The sequence below is a fragment of the Rickettsiella endosymbiont of Aleochara curtula genome (assembly GCF_964030935.1).
Classification (GTDB): Bacteria; Pseudomonadota; Gammaproteobacteria; order Diplorickettsiales; family Diplorickettsiaceae; genus Aquirickettsiella.
Window position 1 is genome coordinate 167,800 of record NZ_OZ034990.1, and the last position, 19,788, is coordinate 187,587.

The window sequence follows — 19,788 nt, forward strand, 5'->3', positions numbered from 1 at the left end:
CGAGCTCACGAAGTGAGCGTGGCCATCCACAGTGATTATGCCAAAGGATCTAATTTTTTATTTTTCGCCGAAGCATGCCGGGCGCGCATTTCAACATCGACATATTGATCAGTAATGGCGCTAGAACTATGCCCGGCATCGTCGCGGACATGTTCGCGCGGTCGATGTTTGATATCTTCGGAAATTCCGGTATGGCGCAACCAATGTACCGTCGCAGTTTTTAATTCTATGGCTTCGTCTTTGAGACCGTCTTTAACCATACGTTCAAAAGCAGCATCAAAACAAGCTTGCACGATACAGCGAATTTGCCGAGTACTCTGAATAGCGGCCTGACCATTGGCTTTGCTTATTAATGGCGTGGTTTCGCCGCGACTAGGCAAACTCATTAGGCCTAAACTTTCTCGGTAACGTTTTAATGCATTTAACATATCGTCACTGACACTGATCAAACGTTCTTTATTTCCCTTACCCACCGTTAAAAACCACCAATTCCCATCCGCATCTTTTTGAAAATGACCCATTTGAGGTTCCCAGCGTGCGCTCGCGGCGAGTTCAGAAATTCGTAGATACATGCCATATAAGGCCTTCATAATAAATAAGGTTCTATTATGCAGATCCGGTTTTTCTTCAAATAATATTTCTGCGGTTTCTATCACATACGACCATTGTAGTTCACTCAAGCGCCGCACTTGATGATTGCTTTTTTGCTGCCGAATGAATTTACTTTTTTGACGAATTTGGGCTACCGGATTGAAATCGATATAGTCTTCTTGAATCAGATAATTATAAAAACTTCCACAGACTGCAAAAATTGCTTGCAAGGCTTTTTGAGACAAGGCGTACTTTTTTATATCCGGCATGATGCCTTGTTGACTGGCCATTTTATTAATCGTAGCCACAAAAGGTCGCCAATCGGGATGCGGGCTTCTCTGGCCCTGATGCACGAAATAACGTGCAACGGTCTTAACACCTATCCATTCCTTGGGAGGTTTTTGGCAAAATTCTATAAAGGTCTCAAAGTCTTCACGACGCAATTCTTTAATAGATTTTCCCAAGACAAACCAGCTCCATTGTAATAAACGTTCAATTTCGCGCCGATAAGCGTTAAATGTGGCTTCACTGCCACGGTAACTATACAGAAACTGTGAGGCTTGAGAATAATCTTGGCCGGCGTAAGCGTTATTTTGCTTAATGTCTAGAATTTGTTGAGGATGTTTTTTGGGATCAATAAATTTTAAACTATCGAATAGTGGAATCGGAGAAATAAATGGCATGTGGATATTTTAATAAGATTTTATCTAGTTTAACAAGCTTTTATGAAAAAATAATGAATTAATAAAAAAAATTAATATTTCACAAGAAATTTTTAAAAAAATTTAGTATAATGCCGGCCTTCCTAGTTAGGGGGTAAATGAACTTAATGCCCGGGATTGTTTCTAGTATAAAGGAACATATCACTACCACTGAGTTTTGGCGGGCCTTGTCGTTCGTCTTGAAGCGCCTCGAAAGTATCGCAAAATATCTGACTAAACTTCCCCTGCCTTTTACGTTCAGCCTATATATCTTACATCTAATAAGGGCCGCTTTAAGAATATTTAGCTACTTTTATAAAACTAAAAATAAAAACTTGGGCGATACCTGTAAGTTATTATTTGCGATATTTAAGGTATCAATAGCGGTTATTGCCATCGTTTTACTCGGATGTGGCCTCGCTACGCTGCCTACCATTTTGTTAAGCTCATTTTTTGCTTACAGCATCCTAAAACTTATCCATAGCTCGATAGTTTTGCTGGTAAGTACGATTTATTATCTAAAAATAGATAAATACTGTATCGAACAGCAATGGAGGCGTGCTCAATATCGCGATAATATCAGTAAACATATCTGCATGCTGGGTGCGGGTGTGTTGTTTGTCTTATTAACTTGTATGCTCAACGCGGGTGCTAGCATCTTAATACTCACCAATCCGTTGTTGCTGTTGGCTGATGGGTTGATGTGTGTGGCATTCATTGCGGCTGCAGTTTATTTAAGCTATAAAATCGCCAAAAATAAACGTACAGTGGGTGAAAGTGCATGGTTAAAAAACTATCAGATTGCAAAAATTAAAAAGTTTTTATGGATGTTCGGTCTGGGTATAGTGGCTTTGCTAGTAACGGTCGCTGCGCCTAGTCTAGGGGTTGCGGCGATTACGTTTGCGCTGGTGTTGTTATGCGCACAAGATGCCATATTGACTATTTATTATTATTTTTACAGTGTTTATATACCGAATCCTGAGCCAGTTAATCTTAGCGAAGCACAATTAAATGCAAACCTTGGTCGTAACAGTCGGGATTATTATCAAACTTTTTCCCCGGTATTATATTTACAAAAGGAAGTTTCAGAAAAGCTGCCGCATGCAGAAGCTGTCAATGAAGCCAATAAAAAACTTCTTTTAAAAGCTGCTTTTGTGAAATTATTGCAGTTAGAAAATAAATTAGAAAAAATTTCAAAATTAGGTGCGACGCGTCGATTTTTTTCCCCACAAAAAAAACTCACGATTAAAAAAGAATATTTACTCGAAGAGCTAGCTTGGGCCTTAAATACCAATAACAAAGAAGCCTTAATTGATCTTTTTATCCAAGCAATTATTGATTTACCTGTAAATAAAAGAGCAGCCATATTAGAAGATAATTTATTCGAATTATTGGAGTTATTTGATGTATTGGGGATAGCCGCCGAGCTTAATGGTATCGATTATCAACATCCGCAACGGGATAAAAACTTCCTGGCACAATTATTTTTTATGGCCAAACGACGAAAATTGTTGGAACAGCAAGAGGTGGTTAAACCAAAGTTATTTTATCAGTCATTTTGGAAGAAAGTCGGCGCTTGTGAAGCCTTATCACAGGCATTTAAAGAATCCCGAAATATAGAGGAGCAGTTAAAATTTAGCTAATCCATCTTGGGGGTCTATTTGAGCTAATTAAACCAAAAATTATTTTTTGCGGTGTTAAGGATAGTAAAAGGAAACTTAACTATAATGAGCCGCTTCATGCCATGAGGGTTGAAATTAAGAAACATGTCATAGGGTAAAGACTATGCCTTACGTGCTTTACGATTGGTTTCTTTTCGAAGTAAAGAAGTATATTGCCCAGCTTAAAGCCTGCTTGGCTTTAGAAAAATTGCGCCGCTTAATTAACGGTTTTGCACGCCAATTACGGCAAACGTATCGGTCTATGGCTAGCATTTCACTTTGGCGGCTGATCTTGCTCGTGCTGAAACGCTTCGGCAGTATTATCAAGAATTGGCTTAAAGAGAATAAAGTTGATGAATGGCTTAAAGCGATTCTGCATGGATCTTATTTAGCTGCATTTGAGGGTTTATATCTTTTTCTATATTTTCTACATTTTTTTAGAGCTTTTTTAACGCTTATTGATTATTTTGCTGATCAAGATAATAAAAATTTAGTTGAAGTCACCAAATTTTTATATGCCTGTTTTAAAGTCTTTATTTCCCTGTTGATGCTGGCTTTCATGATGGCGATGCTCGCGCAAGGGATAGCACCGTTAGGTTTGATTCTTTACCATAACATTAAAGTTTTTTTTCTTATTTACAGTTTATCGAAGCTTGCGATAAGTTTTTTTACTTTAGGGTTTAGTTTTATTCATCATAAAAACGCGAACACTGATCTCGATCAAGTTTGGTTAAAAAAGCAATACGAAAATAACCTCAAAAAACATCGTGAAATATTATTGGTCGCAGTGCCCATAACGCTAGTTTTAACGCTAGTGAGTCTGGGTTTAGTGACTGGACCTTGGTTTTGGGCCCTGGTTGCAATAGCGAGCTTTTTCCTATTAATCGATATGGCCAAGGCTATTTATTACTACGTGAAAAGCAGCGGTGTACCTGAGCCTAAGGCCGGTCAATTATCCCAAGACAATGCATTCTTCGATGTTGCAAATAATAATTATTATTACAGAAAATGCCGTACTGCCAGATTACAGCTAGACATTATGAATTTTGAAGGAAATAGAATTTATCTATTAAAAGAAATAGTTGTCAAAATTATTCAGTTAGAAATCAAACTAAAAAATTCTTCCCCACTGATACGTTTTTTTTCTGAAAAACCAAAAATACAAGCAAAGATTGAAGGGTTAAAACAACTTGCGAGTACCTTGTTAACCGATAAATATGAAGCAAACCAAACATTACTCAATGAAGTTTTAGGTGCTTTGCAGAAAAATAAAGACGATGAAGAATTGAAAAATAATAAAATTTTGATCCTCAAAGACGATATTGAAAATTTTATAAATGAGACAAAAGATAAGGTTGAGGTAACTATTTTAGATGAAATTCTATCTGCACACGATAGGTTTGGAAAAAAAGAGATAGTTCCCTCACAATTATTTAAACAATCGTTTTTTAGAAAAAAAGGGGATTGCGAAGATATTAGCGACGCTTGCCAAGCGTTGTTGAAGCAAAAGTCTGATTATGGCATGGAAGCACGACGAACGAATGTGGCCACCGGATGAATACCTATGTTAGTATAGGTTAAATTTTAACCAGGCTAATCCTATGTCACTACTAATCATTCTTATTATACCTCTAGGCATACTCTTGTTTAAGAGCTTTTTCACCGTGAGTCAACAATCCGTTGACGTCATTGAACGCTTTGGGAAATATACCCGCTGTGCACATGCCGGCTTAAATTTCAAAATTCCTTTCATCGAACGTATTGCCGGCGCTATTTCGCTGCGTATTTATCCATTGGATGTCACCTTAGATACCAAAACCCAAGATAATGTGATCGTTAAGATCCAGGTTTCGGTTCAATATCGCATTAAAGAAGACCGTGTTTATGATGCGTTTTATAAATTAGAGAATGCGAGAGAACAAATCACCGCTTATGTTTTGGATTTGGTGCGTGCCGAAGTACCAACCATGAGTTTGGATGCCGTCTTTGAAAAGAAAGACAGTATTGCGAATGCGGTTAAAAATGAATTAACCGGTACCATGCAAGAATTTGGTTACGAGATTGTGAAAGCCTTAGTCACAAATATTGATCCTGATGAGAAAGTTAAACATGCCATGAATGAGATCAATGAGCAACAGCGCTTACAAGTAGCAGCACAAGCTAAAGGGGAAGCAGAAAAGATTCTGAAGGTAAAACAAGCGGAAGCCGAAGCAGAAAGTAAGCGCTTACAAGGTGAGGGTATTGCTAACCAACGTAAAGCTATTATCGGCGGTCTACAAGAATCGGTGGGCGAATTTCAAAAAGCTATTCCTGGTGTGACAGCGGCGGACACCATGAGTCTGGCATTGATTACGCAATATTTTGATACGCTGAAAGAAATTGGTGCCAATAACAAAAGTACGACTATCTTATTACCCCACTCGCCAAGTGGTTTAAAAGATCTTGCTGCGCAACTCCAGGAAAGTATTATTACCGGAAATTTAGTCGCGAATTCGGAAAATTCGGAATAGTCTGACATGGATTGCCACGCGCTATGCGCTCGCAATGACGATGTATCTTTTCAGTGCTCCAGTGACGATGAATATATCGATGCTTCAATGACAATAAATATATTTCGAGCGCGCAATGACGACGCATATTTCAGTGATCCGTTGACAATAAATATATTTCGCGCTTTCTCGCAATGACCTCGACTGAGTTTTATTGCCATCGCGACCATAATGACGAGAGAATCAAGCATTGGCAGGCGTGCGTTCACAATGCGTTAATTATGTCATTGCGAGCGTGGTGTGTGGCGGTGCCTTTTCTTCTCGTCATTGCGGGCGTTGATATATTCATCGTCATTGCGAGCGCATAGCGCGTGGCAATCCATGCAAAACACTTATGATAAAACGACCCGCCGTTTACATTGTTGCCAATAAAAAAAGGGGGACTCTTTATACCGGTGTAACGTCGACGCTAACTAAAAGAGTTTATGAGCATAAGGAAGGCTTAATTCATGGCTTTACTAAAAAATATAACTGTAATTTATTAGTATTTTATGAATTACACGAAACGATGGAGTCAGCCATTATGAGAGAAAAACAAATTAAAGCGGGTTCTAGAAAAAAGAAACTGCAGCTGATAGAAACAAAAAACCCAAGTTGGAATGATTTATACGAAGAAATCATATAAGTGGATTGCCGCGCACCTGCGGCGCTCGCAATGACGATGTATCTTTTCAGTGCTCCAGTGATGATGAATATATCGGTGCTTCAATGACAATAAATATATTTCGAGCTCGCAATGACGAGAAGAAGCAACGAAATTTAAGCCTTTGCCGAACTGCAGGCTACTTGCTTGATGAAATATCGATGCAAATAATTATCTTGACTCAGCTCAGGATGAAAACTAGCGGCGATGATATTATTCTCTTGCACCGCAACAATATCATCTTGGTATTGCGCGAGTACTTTAACGTGCGAGTTTCCCAGGATTGTAAGTTTAGGTGCGCGGATAAAAACCATTTCCATAGCCAGATTTCTTACTACGCAGTGTCCGTTTACTATGTGGCTGGCGAGTTGTCTGCCGTAAGCATTACGTGTGGCGCAGATGTTGATACGACGCAAGCTATCTTGTGTCGGTGATAAGACGGATTGAGCTAAAAGTATTGCTCCGGCACAGATGCCTAGGATAGGTTTGTCATAATCCATGAGACTCATCCAAAGTTGATACTGATGCAATAATTTGATCATTACCGAGCTTTCTCCACCGGGTATAATTAATGCATCGGTGGCGGTCAGTGTCGGACGATCACGTACCAAGGAGCAAAACACACCAAGCTTATTTAAACTATTGATATGCGCTTGATAGCCCCCTTGTAAGGCTAAAACTCCAATATTCATAATACTTTAGTAAACTCCGGTCTTTGCAAATTGTTTGCCTCGAACTTAAGCCCATCACTGAGTTTTGCAAGAGGTCTCAAACCAAGCTTTCTTCTTCTTCGAATTTAAGATTGAAGCCACTCATGCCTTCAGCTAAATCACTTGAAACATTCAGCAAAATTTCCGGATTATCAAAATGTGTAGTGGCTTGCACGATGGCGCAGGCACGTTTTTCAGGATCCGTCGATTTAAAGATTCCTGAACCGACAAACACACTTTCGGCACCCAGCTGGCGTAATAAAGCGGCATCGGCAGGTGTCGCTACACCCCCCGCAGAAAAATGCGGCACGGGTAATTTACCTTCTTCAGCAACCCAACGTATTAATTCCAAAGGGGCATTTAAACTTTTTGCCTTAGCGTAAAGTTCTTCTTTATTTAAAACGGTCAGTTGTTTAATTTCGCGGGTGATAGCGCGCATATGGCGTACTGCTTCGAGAATATTTCCTGAACCTGCTTCACCTTTAGTACGTATCATGGCCGCACCTTCGGCAATGCGTCTTAATGCTTCGCCAAGATTGCGACAGCCACACACAAAAGGCACATCAAACGCATGTTTATCAATATGACATTCATCGTCGGCATTGCTTAACACTTCGCTTTCGTCGATAAAATCGACATGTAATGCTTGTAATATTTGAGCTTCGACAAAATGGCCAATACGTACTTTTGCCATTACCGGTATCGAGACGGCTTGCATGATATCGTGAATAATTTTAGGAGAGGCCATACGTGCGATGCCGCCCATTTTACGAATATCAGCGGGCACACGTTCTAGAGCCATGACGGCACAAGCGCCTGCAGCTTCGGCAATTTGCGCTTGTTCAACGTTAGTGACGTCCATAATGACGCCGCCTTTGAGCATTTCAGCGAGACCGGTTTTGATGCGTTGAGAATCATCGAGAAAATTCATAGCCTATCACCACAATAAAAATTTTATTCTATTCCTGCGAAATAGTGGGCTATTGTACAATAAATTTCAGTAAAACGTCATATTTAAACTAACTGCAAACTAGTGCTCCTTAATTCTTTGGGTGAGTCGGTTTTAGATGAATTAAAAAAATTAACTTTTAGCGGCCCTTGAGATACGTATGACGCTGACACTGTTTGAGAGTTAGCTGTGTTGTTGGTTTCAGGATCACCATTGGCTGCAATTTGGCTTACTGATGTTAAAGTAGGCTGCTGGATTGAGATTGTCGATATACCCGTCTCTGTCTTTTGTATCGTTTGCATTATTTTCTTTTGTCTTGTTGTTATATTAACAAATTCAATAGCGTTGGAGTATAGATTAATGTGTTCTGGATCAAACCATTCACTCACTCGCTGTAGATAATCGATGACATGCAAATACTGTTCAGTGTCATGCAATATGCTTAGCGCTTCTTCCCTATACATAATATTTTTCTTAGATGAAATATTGTGATCCAATATTTTCAATATAAGGGCTTCTTTTTTAAGCGCGTGTTGTTTTGAGTCAGCTATTTTTTGTAGAACTTCAGCATATTTGTTATACAATTTCTTATTCTTGTCATATAAGGAAGGTGAATTTTTTAATAAATCATCATTTAATTTTTCAGAATAGCTTCTCAAACAACAGATAGCATGCTGTTGTATGGAAGCGATAACATTTTGTGCCTCATCAAAAGATAGATTAAGTTGCGAAAATTTTTTTAAAATAAAGTTTGAAAATTCCTGTAAAATTTGTTGTTGTTGTAAACTTAGCTTTTTTTGAATATGCATTAGCTTGTCAATAGGTTTTAAGTATTTCTTATAGCTTACAAATGACCTATTGGTATTAGGAGATATGGATTTAATCTCCATCAGTTTAGTTTTTAAATTATCCAGAACCACCATTCGGCATTTATAAAAAAAAGCATCTTTCAAGAGTTTTCCTTGTTGTTGAGTAGTGGTTGGAGAATTTTTTTCTTTGTATTCTGCTATTCTTTTTTCTAAGGAAGTTACATATTCTGAACATTCGTCTTCTGTTAGTTCTCTTTCACTTGAAGCTGCTTTACGCCGCTTATTTTGAAATTCTGCACACACTTTATCTATTTTTACTTCCAATTGATTAAATAATCGTGTCCTTTCTTTTTCTAATGGCCGAATTCTTAGACTAGATTGCATCAATTTTTCGAATGAAACCGGAGTTAGAATATCTAAATGTGTTTTTTTACGCTGCATTAAATCTATCAATGCTTTTATTTTTTTCATTTCATCCGCATTACGCCGAACTAAAAAAGGAATTCGATTACTCAGTTGCATAGGTTTTAAAAAAATGCTGTTTTGATGAGAAGTGGGTGGTTGCTGGTTTTGCTGTATGTGAATTGAACTAAATCCTTCTTTCATGTTCCATGTTACGTTACGAGGATTATGTTCTACCAGTTTTTGGCTTAAGTTGTTAATATCCACATATTTTTTTAAAAAAATGTCTAAAATATATAAAGCGGTACGGTTATTATTATTTACTTTAAAAATATTTCGCTTAATGTCATTTTTTAAATTTTGCAATTGCTTTTCTTTTCCTTTATATAAACCTAAAGTGCATAAAACACACAATTTTTCGATATATTTTGGTTTTATTTCAATAGAGTGTTCTATTAACGCTGCTTTAAATGTCGCAACATTTTTTTTAAAAAGCTGCTCAAAATAATTTTTTACAGGGAAGGTATCGATATGGGAGTCTTGAAGACTTAAGGTCGCATGAATAATATCGGTAAACGCTATACTAGATTGGTTAATTATCACTATCTTTTTATCATCCGGTAGTGCTTCAAGCACGGCTGCAGTTATCTGTTGAAATTCCTTTAAGTCAAACGTTTCATGGGCCAATTGATTAAGTTGAAAAACTTCAATAGGACTTACTTCATCGCTAGGAAGATCCTCAGGAACAACAGGGAGTATTAAATCATATTCTGCATTGTCCTGATCAGAATCCGGTTGCGTACATGCTTTTTTTTCTAAAAAATTAATGATTCCTAATGCTGAAAAATAATTGATTTGTTCGGCAGTTAGTTTATCTTTACAATTAATTTTGCCAATTTTAAGCGATAGCTCGAATATTTTATCTTCCGAGTTTTTTTTATCAATTAATAGGTCAAATAATCTATTGGCAAATTTATCCTTAACTTTGCTAAAAATTTCATTGTCAAAATTAACTTTAAGCTCGTTAATAAGGTTTTCTCTTGGGATATTTTCTGTAGGTAGATCTGAAATGATGTTAGATACAAGTTCTTTTTTATAGTCAAATAATCTTAATGCCAGAAGGTAATTAAATAGTGGATCTTTGATCAAATTATATTCTTTTAATTGGCGAATCAGACCTATTTGGTAATCAATGACTTTTTCAGGGTCATCCACAGGAACAAATTCTGGATCACTTAATATTCTTTCAATCTCGTAAAAAAATTTTTTCTCTTTAATGTTGAGCGTACAATCAATCGATCGTTCATTTTTCAGTTTTTGTTTTGCATTAGCATATATATCTTCGACGGATGGGCATTGAATATCTAATTTTTTTTGTAAATCTTCAATCTTTTTTTCAATGTCCTGTCGTTCATATTTGTCCGTTAATAACTGTTGCTTTAAGCCTTCAATTTCTTTATTTATAGCAATTTTTCTATGTTCTGCGATAAAATCCAACATAATCTAATTTCCCTTTAGATATTTATTTTTTTAAATTTTTCAACTCACTTTTAGTTTATCAATTTTTTTATTTATAAAAAAGAAGAAGATTTTTTTGCTGTAGATACAAAAATTTAAAATAAATTATTAACACTGAAAAAATCTCTTATCAAAAGAGCTTTAAAATGTTTAGGTCGAATTATGGGTTTCTAAAAGAAAGCAGCGGTTATTGGATCAATCGGTGGTTTTTCTTCTTCTGCTACCGGAATAACTTTTTTGGTAATTAACGCGTGGCTTTGGTTTTCTAGACGCTGAATTTTGATGAGCATGAGCATAGTTATATTGTCTAGGTCTATCGGCTGTGGTGAGTTCAGCGGGGGCTTTTGCTTTCGCTTTATAGTCAAATTCAGGGATAATACATTCTTCTAAACGTTTTTTAAGTAGATGTTCAATCGAACGAATTTGGCGTCTATCGCCGTTGGTAATCAAACTAAAGGCGGCACCTAACTTAGAAGCGCGGCCCGTACGTCCGATGCGGTGCGTATAATCTATCGCCGTATTAGGCATATCAAAGTTAATTACATGGGATATATGATCGATATCAATTCCCCGAGCCGCGATATCAGTAGCAACTAAGAATTTTAATTCACCATGGCGAAATTTGCCGAGCGCAATCTTACGTTTACTTTGCGATAAATTTCCCTGAAAGGAAGTTGCTTTGTAACCGAGATGGCCAAGATGTTCGGCCAAACGCTTAGCGCGATGTTTGGTGCGAGTGAAAATGATGGCCGATTGAACCGCATTGTTTTGTAAAATGGTTTCCAGTAAATCAGTTTTGAGTGCTTCTGAAACGGGGTACAATGTTTGCGTGACGGTGTTGGCGGGCGCGGATTCACCAATTTTTATCGAAACCGGCTTATTCAATACTTTGTCTGCCAGTAAGCGGATATCGGCTGACATGGTGGCAGAAAACAGCAAGTTTTGGCGCTGCTTGGGTAAATATTTTAAAATATGATAAATAGGCTCGCGGAATCCCAAATCAAACATATGATCGGCTTCATCTAAGACTAATATTTCAATGTGGTTAAGATTTGCTTGCTCACGGCTGTTTTTGCCGCCTTGGAGTAAGTCGAGCAAACGACCCGGACAAGCGACGACGATATCGATGCCGCCGCGTAATGTTCGATATTGTTCACGATAATTAACGGTGCCGCCATAAATAGTGGCGCAGCGTAAACCGGTCTTAGCACCGAGTTTATTGATAGCAACACAAATTTGGTCGGCTAGTTCTCGCGTCGGCGCAAGGATAAGCCCACGTAGTTGACCTTTAGGTCCTGCCATCAGGTGTTGTAAGAGGGGTAAGGCAAAAGCTGCGGTTTTACCGGTTCCCGTCTGTGCTAAGCCTACAACATCTTGGCCATCGAGGATGGCGGGTATGGCTTTTGCTTGGATAGGTGTGGCTACTTCGTAGCCTTCGGCTTGAATACCGGATAAAATTTGGGCGTTTAATTTGAATTCTGTAAAGTTCACTAAAAAGTTCCTGGCTATAGTAGTTGAGCCAAGTAACATCTTTAGCTCTAAAAGTGGGCATTCTAACAGGCTTATGTGGCAAATGATAGGACAATTGCACTAAAAATAGACGGTCGCAAACAGCCATTTTTAACGTAAGCCTTCAAGTAGCCCAGTGGCTGTTTTTCCTCTCATCTCCCCATTGACTATAGCAGCTGAGTGGATGATTAACAGTCATCGACTGGTTCACGTATTCATTTGACTTTAGATCATTTTTTTAAATTTAAAAAAGCATAATGAGCATTACGCTGACGTACTATGCCTTACTCAGGCATGCAAAAAATAGGTTTCGACTAGATTATACCCAAGTAAGTAATATTTGCTTGGGTATAATCAAACGCTTTTTATGGAATGGTTATAGGAGGTAATGAATTTAAAATACCGATGGCTTCTATTAGCGAGATAATCGCATCTTTTATAGCGAGTGTAGCTGCCTCAGCGCCCGCTATAGTTTGAACTAAAGTTAATACAGTGGTCAGTATACTTAATGCATTTGATAACATGCCGGTTATAATAATAAGGGACATCTTTTTTATCCTGCTGTGAATCTATTTGTGTTTAAATTTTATCTTTTTTATTTAATATGCTGTTAATACTTAAAAATTAAATTTCATGAAGGAAGCACAATGCTTCCTTCATCTACACTTAATTAATTATCTTACAACAGGTATCCCTGGCAATCCGTTTAATATACTTAATGCGCTCATGACAGAAGCGATTGCAGCTTGTACGGGAGCAATAGCAGAGCCAGCGCCCGGAACTACAGCTAGTAAAGTAAGTACAGTGTTTAAGGTTCCTAAGACTGTAGTAAGTAAGGTAGATATAATTGCGATAGGCATAATTTTTTCCTTTAATAAAATTTGTGATAACTATTTTTTCAATAAAGCATTAGTGCTTCAAAGTAATAACTTTCTTATTTTTTGTTAAGTGAGCATAAATGGAGAGATCATTGAATGATCTCTATAGCAATAGATTTTTTATTAACTATTTCTATTTATGATAGATATAAATTATCACTGATCAGGGAAATACAAAACTGGTATTTATGGTATTAACTAGGATTAGTTGCTATACCGATCTATTAGAGCTATTATGCACCTAATGAACACTATAGGTGAATTATGTTGACACTTGGAGCCCGAGAAGCAAAAAATGAATTTGGTCGACTGCTGGATGCCGCTCAAAGCGAGAATGTTCTAATTGAAAAGAAAGGGCGGCCTGTTGCAGTGGTACTATCGATAAAAAAATATCAACTATTAGAAGATGCTCAAGATAAGTTGTGGGAAATTTTAGCAAAAACTTCAGAAATGGACGGGTTAGTTAGCGAAAAAGAAAGTGAAGATTTTTTAAAATCCTTACGTGACGATGATAAAAATTAGTTTTGCTAAACAAGCTTTAAAGTTTTTAAAGCAAGTACCTATTAAACATGGAAGACAGTTAGCAATGACTGTAGAGTCCTTAAAGGAAAATCCATTTCCACAAGACGCAAAAAAATTAAAAGGGATTTCTGATTATCATCGAGTTGATGTCGGTGAATATAGAGTGATCTACCGAATAGACGCAGCAAGGAAATTACTCATCATCGCTTTTATGGGTAAGCGCAATGATAATGAGGTCTATAAAAAATTCAAACGAAAAAAAGTTAATCTGTCTAATGCATAGACTGCCTCGAGGAAGGTTTTAATAACGTAAATAGACCGGCGCTGCTAGTTTGCATCTCTATAGAATTTACCGCTGCAATTAAATTGGCTAACTCTGCACTGGAGTAATGCGTAGTCACGCGTTGACTTTTGTGGCCGAGTAAATCTTGTCTATCTTCATAACTGACGTTAGCCGCACGTAAACGCCGGCCAAACGTATGTTTTAAATCATGCACACGTACCTGTGGAAGTTTGGTTTTCCTGCGTGCGCTTAACCATGCAGAATTTAACATCCGTGATAAAGGTTTATTCCGATAAGTAAAAACAAATATAGGGTGGCAATCGCGTTGTGCTTCAATCACTTGTTTGGCTTGTTGATTTAAAACAACTAATCGATGCTGCCGATTTTTAACTAGGTTGGCAGGAATAATAAAAACATAGGTATTTAATTCAGGTATGCTCACTTCCCACTGCCATTGTAAGCGACAAATTTCTTGATCACGACAGCCCGTATGAACGGCAAATATGGCCATTTGTTTTAAATGAAAGGGTAAATGATCAAACAAGCGTTGTTCTTCTTCTTTGGATAAAGGGTAGGGTAAACGTTTATTTTGCTCAGGTAACAAGCGAATTTTTGGCGCACTGGCTAACCAACTTAAACCATTTTCGTCCAACCATTCTTGTGCAGCGAGATTTAAAATGCGACGTACGACTTGTAATCCGTAATTAATAGTTCGATTTTTTACTCCAGCCGCTTTACGCGTTTGTATATAGGTTGCTAGATTGCCTTGATGAATCGCTGTCAGCGGTAAATGACCGATAAACGCATCCAGTTGTTTTAGTAAGCGCGCATCAATATGCAGGCTCGCTTTATGTTGGTTTTCAATAAGGAATTTAAGTGCGGCATGTCGGAATGAACGTGTCGGTCTTACTCCGTAAATACTGGCTAGCCGGATTTCTTCAAGGCGATGCATTAAATAGCGTTCCGCTTCTGCCAATGAGGACGATTTTGTGCTTTCTGACAGGCGTCGACCATAAATTTTTTTATTGATGTGCCATATCGATCCTCTTTTAATGAGACCGGGTGAGCGTTTGCTTGCCATTTAGCTAACTCCTTACCATAACTTATGAACGTGAAAGATTTGCTTTCTTTCTCGATAATTGATCGACCAACTGCTGAAATTCTTCATCAAGCGTTTTTTTTGAGATAGTGGTATGTTTTTTTTCTGTTAACAAGTGTTTAATCGCATGAGCTTGCCAACGTATAACACGTTGTGCAGGTTTGCCTTGATGTTTTTTAAACTCATCGGCCCATTGATCTAAATCCAATCGATCAAAGGCAATTCCTTGCTGACCAATTCTTAATGTAATTAAAAAAGGCCTAACTTCGCTATTGAATCGATTTTTATCCATACCTAAATATTTTGCGGCATCACGCAAACGGATTAAGCGAGGTTGCATAACTCTTCCTAACTCTAACTAAGCATTCACTTTATCTCGATAAGATACGCACTTACGATGTAAAAAAATTTAACTTTTATTGTATAGACTTTTTGTAGAACGAAAAATAAAGGATGTGAGTTCATGCAGGAAGCAATGTTAGATAAAGCTATATATAGTTTAGGTTCAGTTAAGCATATGGCCAAAAAGTTAGGTATACACCGTGAACATGTCTACGCCTGGATAAAAGGAGTCAGCAAAATACCCTTAGAGTATGCCTTGCAAATTGAATATTTAACCGGCGGTGAAATTAACTGGAAGGATTTAGTGCCCTTTCATATTGTGCAACGTTTAAAGCACTTAACTTTACGGTTACCCAAGTTTGATTTACCACCGTGTGAGCTAGTTTATGTTGCCATTGAGCGTATCAAATCAGAAAAATGTGTAATAACTATTACTGAGAAAAACGCATCGATTCCTCTGCATAAACAGCGCCCTATTTGTTTGGATGAAGAGAATACGTTGATCTTTGGTGAAAAGATTTTTTATCTATATAAACACCATACTAAAAAAACAGTTCCAGCGTGGCGTGTTTCTTTAACTGACTTAGCGAAAGGGCATTACAGCAGTGAATTATTTGTAAAAAATTTCCTTATCAGTGAGCGCGTTGCGATAGGCATGGCATTAGAAAAATTTTTGGGGAGTCGACAAGGGTATCGTAGTGATCTTGAAAAAGCAAAAAGCCAAGCTGAGCTCAGCAAAAAAAGAAATATTATGCCGAGAGGAATTCAAAAGCCACGACTTATGAATAATGATGCACAAGTGAATCAAGAAGAAAGGACACCTTTACGACAATTAATTGCCACTCGCTTAGGTTTTGGCAGTCATTTCACCTATCAAAATGCTAAAAGATTAAAACTTTATGCGAGCAAGGAATTGATGAAGCAGGTTGATCAGCGAAAAATAAGTATTTCTAAAGCAGCTAAATTATGTCCAGTTTTATCGGTTAGAAAAGTAAAAAAAACTAATTTAAGTAAAGCAGTAAGTTAATTAGGGTTAATAAATTCTCAGTCTAATTCATTGAGTGAGGGAAATTATGCGCTATCGAATGTTAGATGTCAGGATTTGGTGTGATGAGAAATTTCGCTCATTAACCCCTTTAAAACCGAGTGGCCAAGCACTTTTTCTTTATCTATTATGCAATCCGCATACCACCTCTATCCCAGGTTTGTATCGTGCGGGTGCGGGTGCTATGGCAGAAGAGTTAGGATGGTCATTGATAGGATTTCAACGTGCTTTAAAAGAAGTGATGGGCCAAGGTTTGGTGCAAGCTGATCTCAAGGCACGCGTTATTTTTATAGCTAATGCCATTAAATATAATAAACCTCAATCACCGAATGTAGTGCGAAGCTGGGCATTGCATTGGGATGAAATCCCTGAATGTACACTTAAAAACGAAGCTTATTATAAACTAGAAGCATTTGTAAAAGGCTTAGGTAAAGCCTTCGAGCTAGCCTTTGCAGAAACCTTACGTCAACCTGCAGTAAAAGATGCTACTAAGTCATTGACTAAGTCTTGCCTTAATCAGGAACAGGATCAGGAACAGAAACAAGAACAGGATCAAGAAGAAGAGATTGAAGGGTTTAAATCACCATCCGACGCACACATTGCTAATTTAACGACTAAGCATTCCAGTGTCCCAAGTTCAGAACCGTTATTAACGATACCTCTCATGGGTAATGCCATTTATCAGGTGAGGCAGCAAGAATATGAAGAATGGCAAACTCTTTATGCTGAAATCGATGTATTACAAGAATTGCGCAAATTGATCGCCTGGAATATTACTAATCCGAATAAACGTAAGCACCGCGCGAGTATTTTACGACATATTCATGCGTGGTTGACTAAAGAGCAACAGCAAAAAAAACAGTTTCCAGCGGCGTGTCGTTCATTTCCAATAACTTTTGAACATAATTTACAAATAGCAAAAAAATGGATGACTTCTAATCCAGAAGTGACTAAGCCGCATGATCTGCAATTATTAAAAGGGAAAAAAATGGTATGACTTCAGAAGATCAAGAAAAATTTACGCAAGGAATGATGGTTTTGGCAGAAGTTTATAATCGCAAACTTTCTTCGTTATTATTACATACCTATTGGAATTGTTTGAAAAAATATGCGTATGCCGTGTTTGAGGTAAGCTTATGGGATTTTTTGAAAAATCCTGACTATGCCAAAAGAGGTTTTCCAAGTCCTGCGGATTGGATTAAAGCGATAGAGGGTGATACAGCAAGTAAAGGTCTAGCGGCTTGGACAGAAATTATTACCACCATTCGACATATCGGCCATTACGAGAGTGTGATATTCACGGATCCTTTGATCCACTCTGTGATTAGAGATATGGGAGGGTGGATTTTTTTATGTCAACAATCGGAACGTGATTTGATTTTTGCACAAAAAGAATTTGAGCGGCGCTATCAAAATTATTATGCACTTAAAAAATTGGCTAGCATGCCACGTTATTTAACTGGACAAATCGAACATCAAAATAAATTAAAGGGTTTTACTGAATATATTCCTAGGCCTAAAAATATAAGGCAAGTCTTGAATTCAAGTCATTTAAAAAATAAGGAGGTAAAGTAATTCATTAATAATAAATTTTTTTATCTATATCATTTTTAAGGAATAAATTATGTTAAAACGTCTCGGATTCCTATCGCTATTGATTGATTGTTTTCCGTTCGTAAGAGAGTTTCGATTACGCAAAAAAATAAGACATAAAAGATTAAAAATGCAGCGTAAATTACCCAAAGATGAGCCTAAACATTTAAGACGCTATGTCATGCTGTCCGGGACCATACGTCGTCTGTAGCGGATAGGCAGGCAGTTAAGCTTGATGTGTAATTTATCATTTTTTATTGAAAGTCATTATACAAGGGAATAAAGTTATGAAGTGTTTAAATCCGTTTTGTGAATATGCCAAAACACGGGTAATTAATTCACGTAAATCAGAAGAAGGAAAAAAAATCTTACGCAGAAGACATTGTCCTAAGTGTAATAAACGCTATACCTCGATTGAGGTCCTCGCTTACTTTGGTTATCCGAATGCACAAAAAAGGGCATCGTTAAATCTTTTAATGACCTATTAAATGTGATAAACTAGTTTAAGACTAGTTTAATTTAAAGAGGTCATTATGCAAACAGTGGGTGCTTTTGAAGCCAAAACACATTTTTCTGCGTTGCTCGATAAAGTGGAAAAAGGTGAGCAAATCGTTATCACTAAACATGGTCGCATCGTGGCTAAGCTGGTACCCGCGACTGCGGCTAATCAGCTACGTATTCAACAAGCTATTGCGGCGCTCAAAGATTTAATCCATGGGCATACGCTTAAGGATGATTGGAAAAAATTACGTGACCAGGGACGGCGCTAATGAGCTTTGTATTAGATGCTTCTATCGCCTTGTCTTGGTGCTTTGATGATGAAGCTAGCCCCTATACCTGGTCTCTATTAGAGCGCTTAGAACAAGAAACGGCGCATGTGCCGAGTCTTTGGGCGCTAGAAATGAGCAATATTCTAATTCTTGCCGAAAGGCGTAAACGCATTAGTTATGCTCATGTCATCTTATCTCTCGAGTTGATCGGTAGTTTATCGATACAGGTTGATGAAGAGACTTCCTATCGTGCCTTTCATGAGACCAGTCAGCTGGCCTATAAGGAAAAACTCACTAGCTATGATGCTAGTTACCTTGAATTAGCCTTACGCTTAGGTATTCCTTTAGCGACTAAAGATAAGGCTCTAGCTAAGATCGCTAAGAAATTAGGAGTTATTTTAATTTAATTTGTATTTCCTGGACTGGCGCGCGTTTGCTTGGCAAATGGTTCAAGATGATGATTCAATCATGTAAATTATATTACCCATTTTCATTAGATAATCTTTCTCTACTTTAATAGGAGAAAGATTAAATGATATATACCTTATCAAAAACAGACAAAAAAGAGCCGGGTCCTACCGAAGCGATTTTCTTCACTAAACCTAAGTTTGAGGGTGATGCTTATATCGCCTATGTGGGTTATGTAGTGGATTTTGGCAAAGGGTTAAAAGACATACCAGATTCATTGAACGATCATCTGCATTCGGTCAAAACCGGTAACATCTGCAAATTAGAACTTTTTGAGGACTATGGTTTGTTAGGTGATAATATTGCAGTACCGGCTGACAGTGATTTAACACAAATACCCTTGGGACTTACTTCCTTTAAGGCTGAACTTGATTTGGATGCAAATATTAAGGATGAGCTCACACAATGTGAATTGGATAAAATTAACTACGAAAAAAGGCTAGAGGAATGTGTAGAAGAAAGAAAGGAATTCAAAAATAAGTTAGCCGAGTATGAGAATTTATTAAGACAATACAAAGATAAATTGACTGAGTGCGAGAAAAACGGTAAGGATTTAAAGGATCAATTAGACAAAAGAAAACTCGAAGATGAAGTAAAAAAAATCAAGGATAAGTTGGATGACTGCGAAAAAAAAGGTAAAGATTTGCAAGAGCAATTAGATAAGTCTGAGCAGGAAAAGAATGATTACAAAGAAAAGTTGGATGAGTATGATAAAAAATAATCCAACTGACTAACATAAATCTCAC

At 37.5% G+C, this 19,788-nt stretch carries 23 protein-coding genes; 14 read left to right on the forward strand and 9 right to left on the reverse strand.

What is annotated here, in order from left to right; genetic code table 11:
• Window positions 1–35: 35 nt before the first annotated feature.
• Window positions 36–1,274 (reverse strand): tyrosine-type recombinase/integrase, encoded by a 1,239-nt coding sequence (locus tag AAHF87_RS00655; RefSeq protein ID WP_342146293.1) that lies wholly within the window; start codon window positions 1,272–1,274, stop codon window positions 36–38.
• Window positions 1,275–1,411: 137 nt separating this feature from the next.
• Here AAHF87_RS00655 and AAHF87_RS00660 point away from each other — a divergent pair, with 137 nt between their 5' ends.
• From AAHF87_RS00660 to AAHF87_RS00675, 4 genes are all read left to right on the forward strand, one after another.
• Window positions 1,412–2,935: a hypothetical protein gene (locus AAHF87_RS00660; protein ID WP_342146295.1), complete on the forward strand. Its 1,524-nt coding sequence runs from the start codon at window positions 1,412–1,414 to the stop codon at window positions 2,933–2,935.
• Between the two features lie 142 nt (window positions 2,936–3,077).
• On the forward strand, window positions 3,078–4,511 hold the full coding sequence (locus AAHF87_RS00665) for a hypothetical protein (RefSeq protein ID WP_342146297.1): 1,434 nt from the start codon (window positions 3,078–3,080) through the stop codon (window positions 4,509–4,511).
• A gap of 43 nt (window positions 4,512–4,554) precedes the next feature.
• Window positions 4,555–5,463, forward strand: coding sequence for an SPFH domain-containing protein (locus AAHF87_RS00670; protein WP_342146298.1), 909 nt, complete (start codon window positions 4,555–4,557; stop codon window positions 5,461–5,463).
• Window positions 5,464–5,836: 373 nt separating this feature from the next.
• Complete coding sequence (locus AAHF87_RS00675) at window positions 5,837–6,127, forward strand: GIY-YIG nuclease family protein (protein ID WP_342146299.1); 291 nt, start codon at window positions 5,837–5,839, stop codon at window positions 6,125–6,127.
• Between the two features lie 134 nt (window positions 6,128–6,261).
• On the opposite strand, the gene pdxT is transcribed toward AAHF87_RS00675, so the two are convergent.
• The 6 genes from pdxT to AAHF87_RS00705 all read right to left on the reverse strand — a co-directional run bounded on the left by pdxT (window position 6,262) and on the right by AAHF87_RS00705 (window position 12,902).
• Window positions 6,262–6,837: a pyridoxal 5'-phosphate synthase glutaminase subunit PdxT gene (gene pdxT, locus AAHF87_RS00680; RefSeq protein ID WP_342146301.1), complete on the reverse strand. Its 576-nt coding sequence runs from the start codon at window positions 6,835–6,837 to the stop codon at window positions 6,262–6,264.
• A gap of 76 nt (window positions 6,838–6,913) precedes the next feature.
• Window positions 6,914–7,786 carry a pyridoxal 5'-phosphate synthase lyase subunit PdxS gene (pdxS, locus tag AAHF87_RS00685; RefSeq protein ID WP_342146302.1) on the reverse strand — a complete coding sequence of 291 codons (873 nt, stop codon included), beginning with the start codon at window positions 7,784–7,786 and terminating at the stop codon, window positions 6,914–6,916.
• Window positions 7,787–7,869: 83 nt separating this feature from the next.
• Window positions 7,870–10,515: a hypothetical protein gene (locus AAHF87_RS00690; protein WP_342146303.1), complete on the reverse strand. Its 2,646-nt coding sequence runs from the start codon at window positions 10,513–10,515 to the stop codon at window positions 7,870–7,872.
• A gap of 213 nt (window positions 10,516–10,728) precedes the next feature.
• The gene (locus AAHF87_RS00695; protein ID WP_342146305.1) at window positions 10,729–12,024 is read right to left on the reverse strand and encodes a DEAD/DEAH box helicase; all 1,296 of its coding nucleotides are present in this window, start codon (window positions 12,022–12,024) and stop codon (window positions 10,729–10,731) included.
• Between the two features lie 383 nt (window positions 12,025–12,407).
• On the reverse strand, window positions 12,408–12,590 hold the full coding sequence (locus AAHF87_RS00700; protein WP_342146307.1) for a hypothetical protein: 183 nt from the start codon (window positions 12,588–12,590) through the stop codon (window positions 12,408–12,410).
• Window positions 12,591–12,716: 126 nt separating this feature from the next.
• Window positions 12,717–12,902 carry a hypothetical protein gene (locus tag AAHF87_RS00705; protein ID WP_342146309.1) on the reverse strand — a complete coding sequence of 62 codons (186 nt, stop codon included), beginning with the start codon at window positions 12,900–12,902 and terminating at the stop codon, window positions 12,717–12,719.
• 282 nt (window positions 12,903–13,184) lie between these two features.
• Between AAHF87_RS00705 and AAHF87_RS00710 the strand changes: the two genes are divergently transcribed.
• Window positions 13,185–13,442, forward strand: coding sequence for a type II toxin-antitoxin system Phd/YefM family antitoxin (locus AAHF87_RS00710; RefSeq protein ID WP_342146311.1), 258 nt, complete (start codon window positions 13,185–13,187; stop codon window positions 13,440–13,442).
• On the forward strand, window positions 13,429–13,725 hold the full coding sequence (locus AAHF87_RS00715) for a type II toxin-antitoxin system RelE family toxin (RefSeq protein WP_342146313.1): 297 nt from the start codon (window positions 13,429–13,431) through the stop codon (window positions 13,723–13,725). The genes AAHF87_RS00710 and AAHF87_RS00715 overlap by 14 nt, the downstream gene beginning before the upstream one ends.
• On the opposite strand, the gene AAHF87_RS00720 is transcribed toward AAHF87_RS00715, so the two are convergent.
• Complete coding sequence (locus tag AAHF87_RS00720; protein ID WP_342146315.1) at window positions 13,715–14,806, reverse strand: tyrosine-type recombinase/integrase; 1,092 nt, start codon at window positions 14,804–14,806, stop codon at window positions 13,715–13,717. The two genes, AAHF87_RS00715 and AAHF87_RS00720, sit on opposite strands and share 11 nt — an antisense overlap.
• Before the next feature lie 22 nt (window positions 14,807–14,828).
• Complete coding sequence (locus AAHF87_RS00725) at window positions 14,829–15,164, reverse strand: hypothetical protein (protein WP_342146316.1); 336 nt, start codon at window positions 15,162–15,164, stop codon at window positions 14,829–14,831.
• Between the two features lie 123 nt (window positions 15,165–15,287).
• Here AAHF87_RS00725 and AAHF87_RS00730 point away from each other — a divergent pair, with 123 nt between their 5' ends.
• The 8 genes from AAHF87_RS00730 (at window position 15,288) to AAHF87_RS00765 (ending at window position 19,763) form a co-directional block, all read left to right on the forward strand.
• Window positions 15,288–16,193, forward strand: coding sequence for a YdaS family helix-turn-helix protein (locus AAHF87_RS00730; protein ID WP_342146318.1), 906 nt, complete (start codon window positions 15,288–15,290; stop codon window positions 16,191–16,193).
• A gap of 46 nt (window positions 16,194–16,239) precedes the next feature.
• Window positions 16,240–17,208, forward strand: a complete 969-nt coding sequence (locus AAHF87_RS00735) for a hypothetical protein (RefSeq protein WP_342146319.1) — start codon at window positions 16,240–16,242, stop codon at window positions 17,206–17,208.
• Window positions 17,205–17,786, forward strand: coding sequence for a DUF6475 domain-containing protein (locus tag AAHF87_RS00740; protein ID WP_342146321.1), 582 nt, complete (start codon window positions 17,205–17,207; stop codon window positions 17,784–17,786). Before AAHF87_RS00735 ends, AAHF87_RS00740 begins: the two co-directional genes overlap by 4 nt.
• A gap of 49 nt (window positions 17,787–17,835) precedes the next feature.
• Window positions 17,836–18,015, forward strand: a complete 180-nt coding sequence (locus tag AAHF87_RS00745) for a hypothetical protein (RefSeq protein WP_342146323.1) — start codon at window positions 17,836–17,838, stop codon at window positions 18,013–18,015.
• 76 nt (window positions 18,016–18,091) lie between these two features.
• On the forward strand, window positions 18,092–18,292 hold the full coding sequence (locus AAHF87_RS00750) for a hypothetical protein (protein WP_342146324.1): 201 nt from the start codon (window positions 18,092–18,094) through the stop codon (window positions 18,290–18,292).
• A gap of 45 nt (window positions 18,293–18,337) precedes the next feature.
• Complete coding sequence (locus AAHF87_RS00755; protein ID WP_342146326.1) at window positions 18,338–18,574, forward strand: type II toxin-antitoxin system prevent-host-death family antitoxin; 237 nt, start codon at window positions 18,338–18,340, stop codon at window positions 18,572–18,574.
• The gene (locus AAHF87_RS00760) at window positions 18,574–18,981 is read left to right on the forward strand and encodes a type II toxin-antitoxin system VapC family toxin (protein WP_342146328.1); all 408 of its coding nucleotides are present in this window, start codon (window positions 18,574–18,576) and stop codon (window positions 18,979–18,981) included. The genes AAHF87_RS00755 and AAHF87_RS00760 overlap by 1 nt, the downstream gene beginning before the upstream one ends.
• A 125-nt stretch (window positions 18,982–19,106) precedes the next feature.
• Window positions 19,107–19,763: a hypothetical protein gene (locus AAHF87_RS00765; RefSeq protein ID WP_342146329.1), complete on the forward strand. Its 657-nt coding sequence runs from the start codon at window positions 19,107–19,109 to the stop codon at window positions 19,761–19,763.
• The last annotated feature ends 25 nt before the right edge of the window (window positions 19,764–19,788 follow it).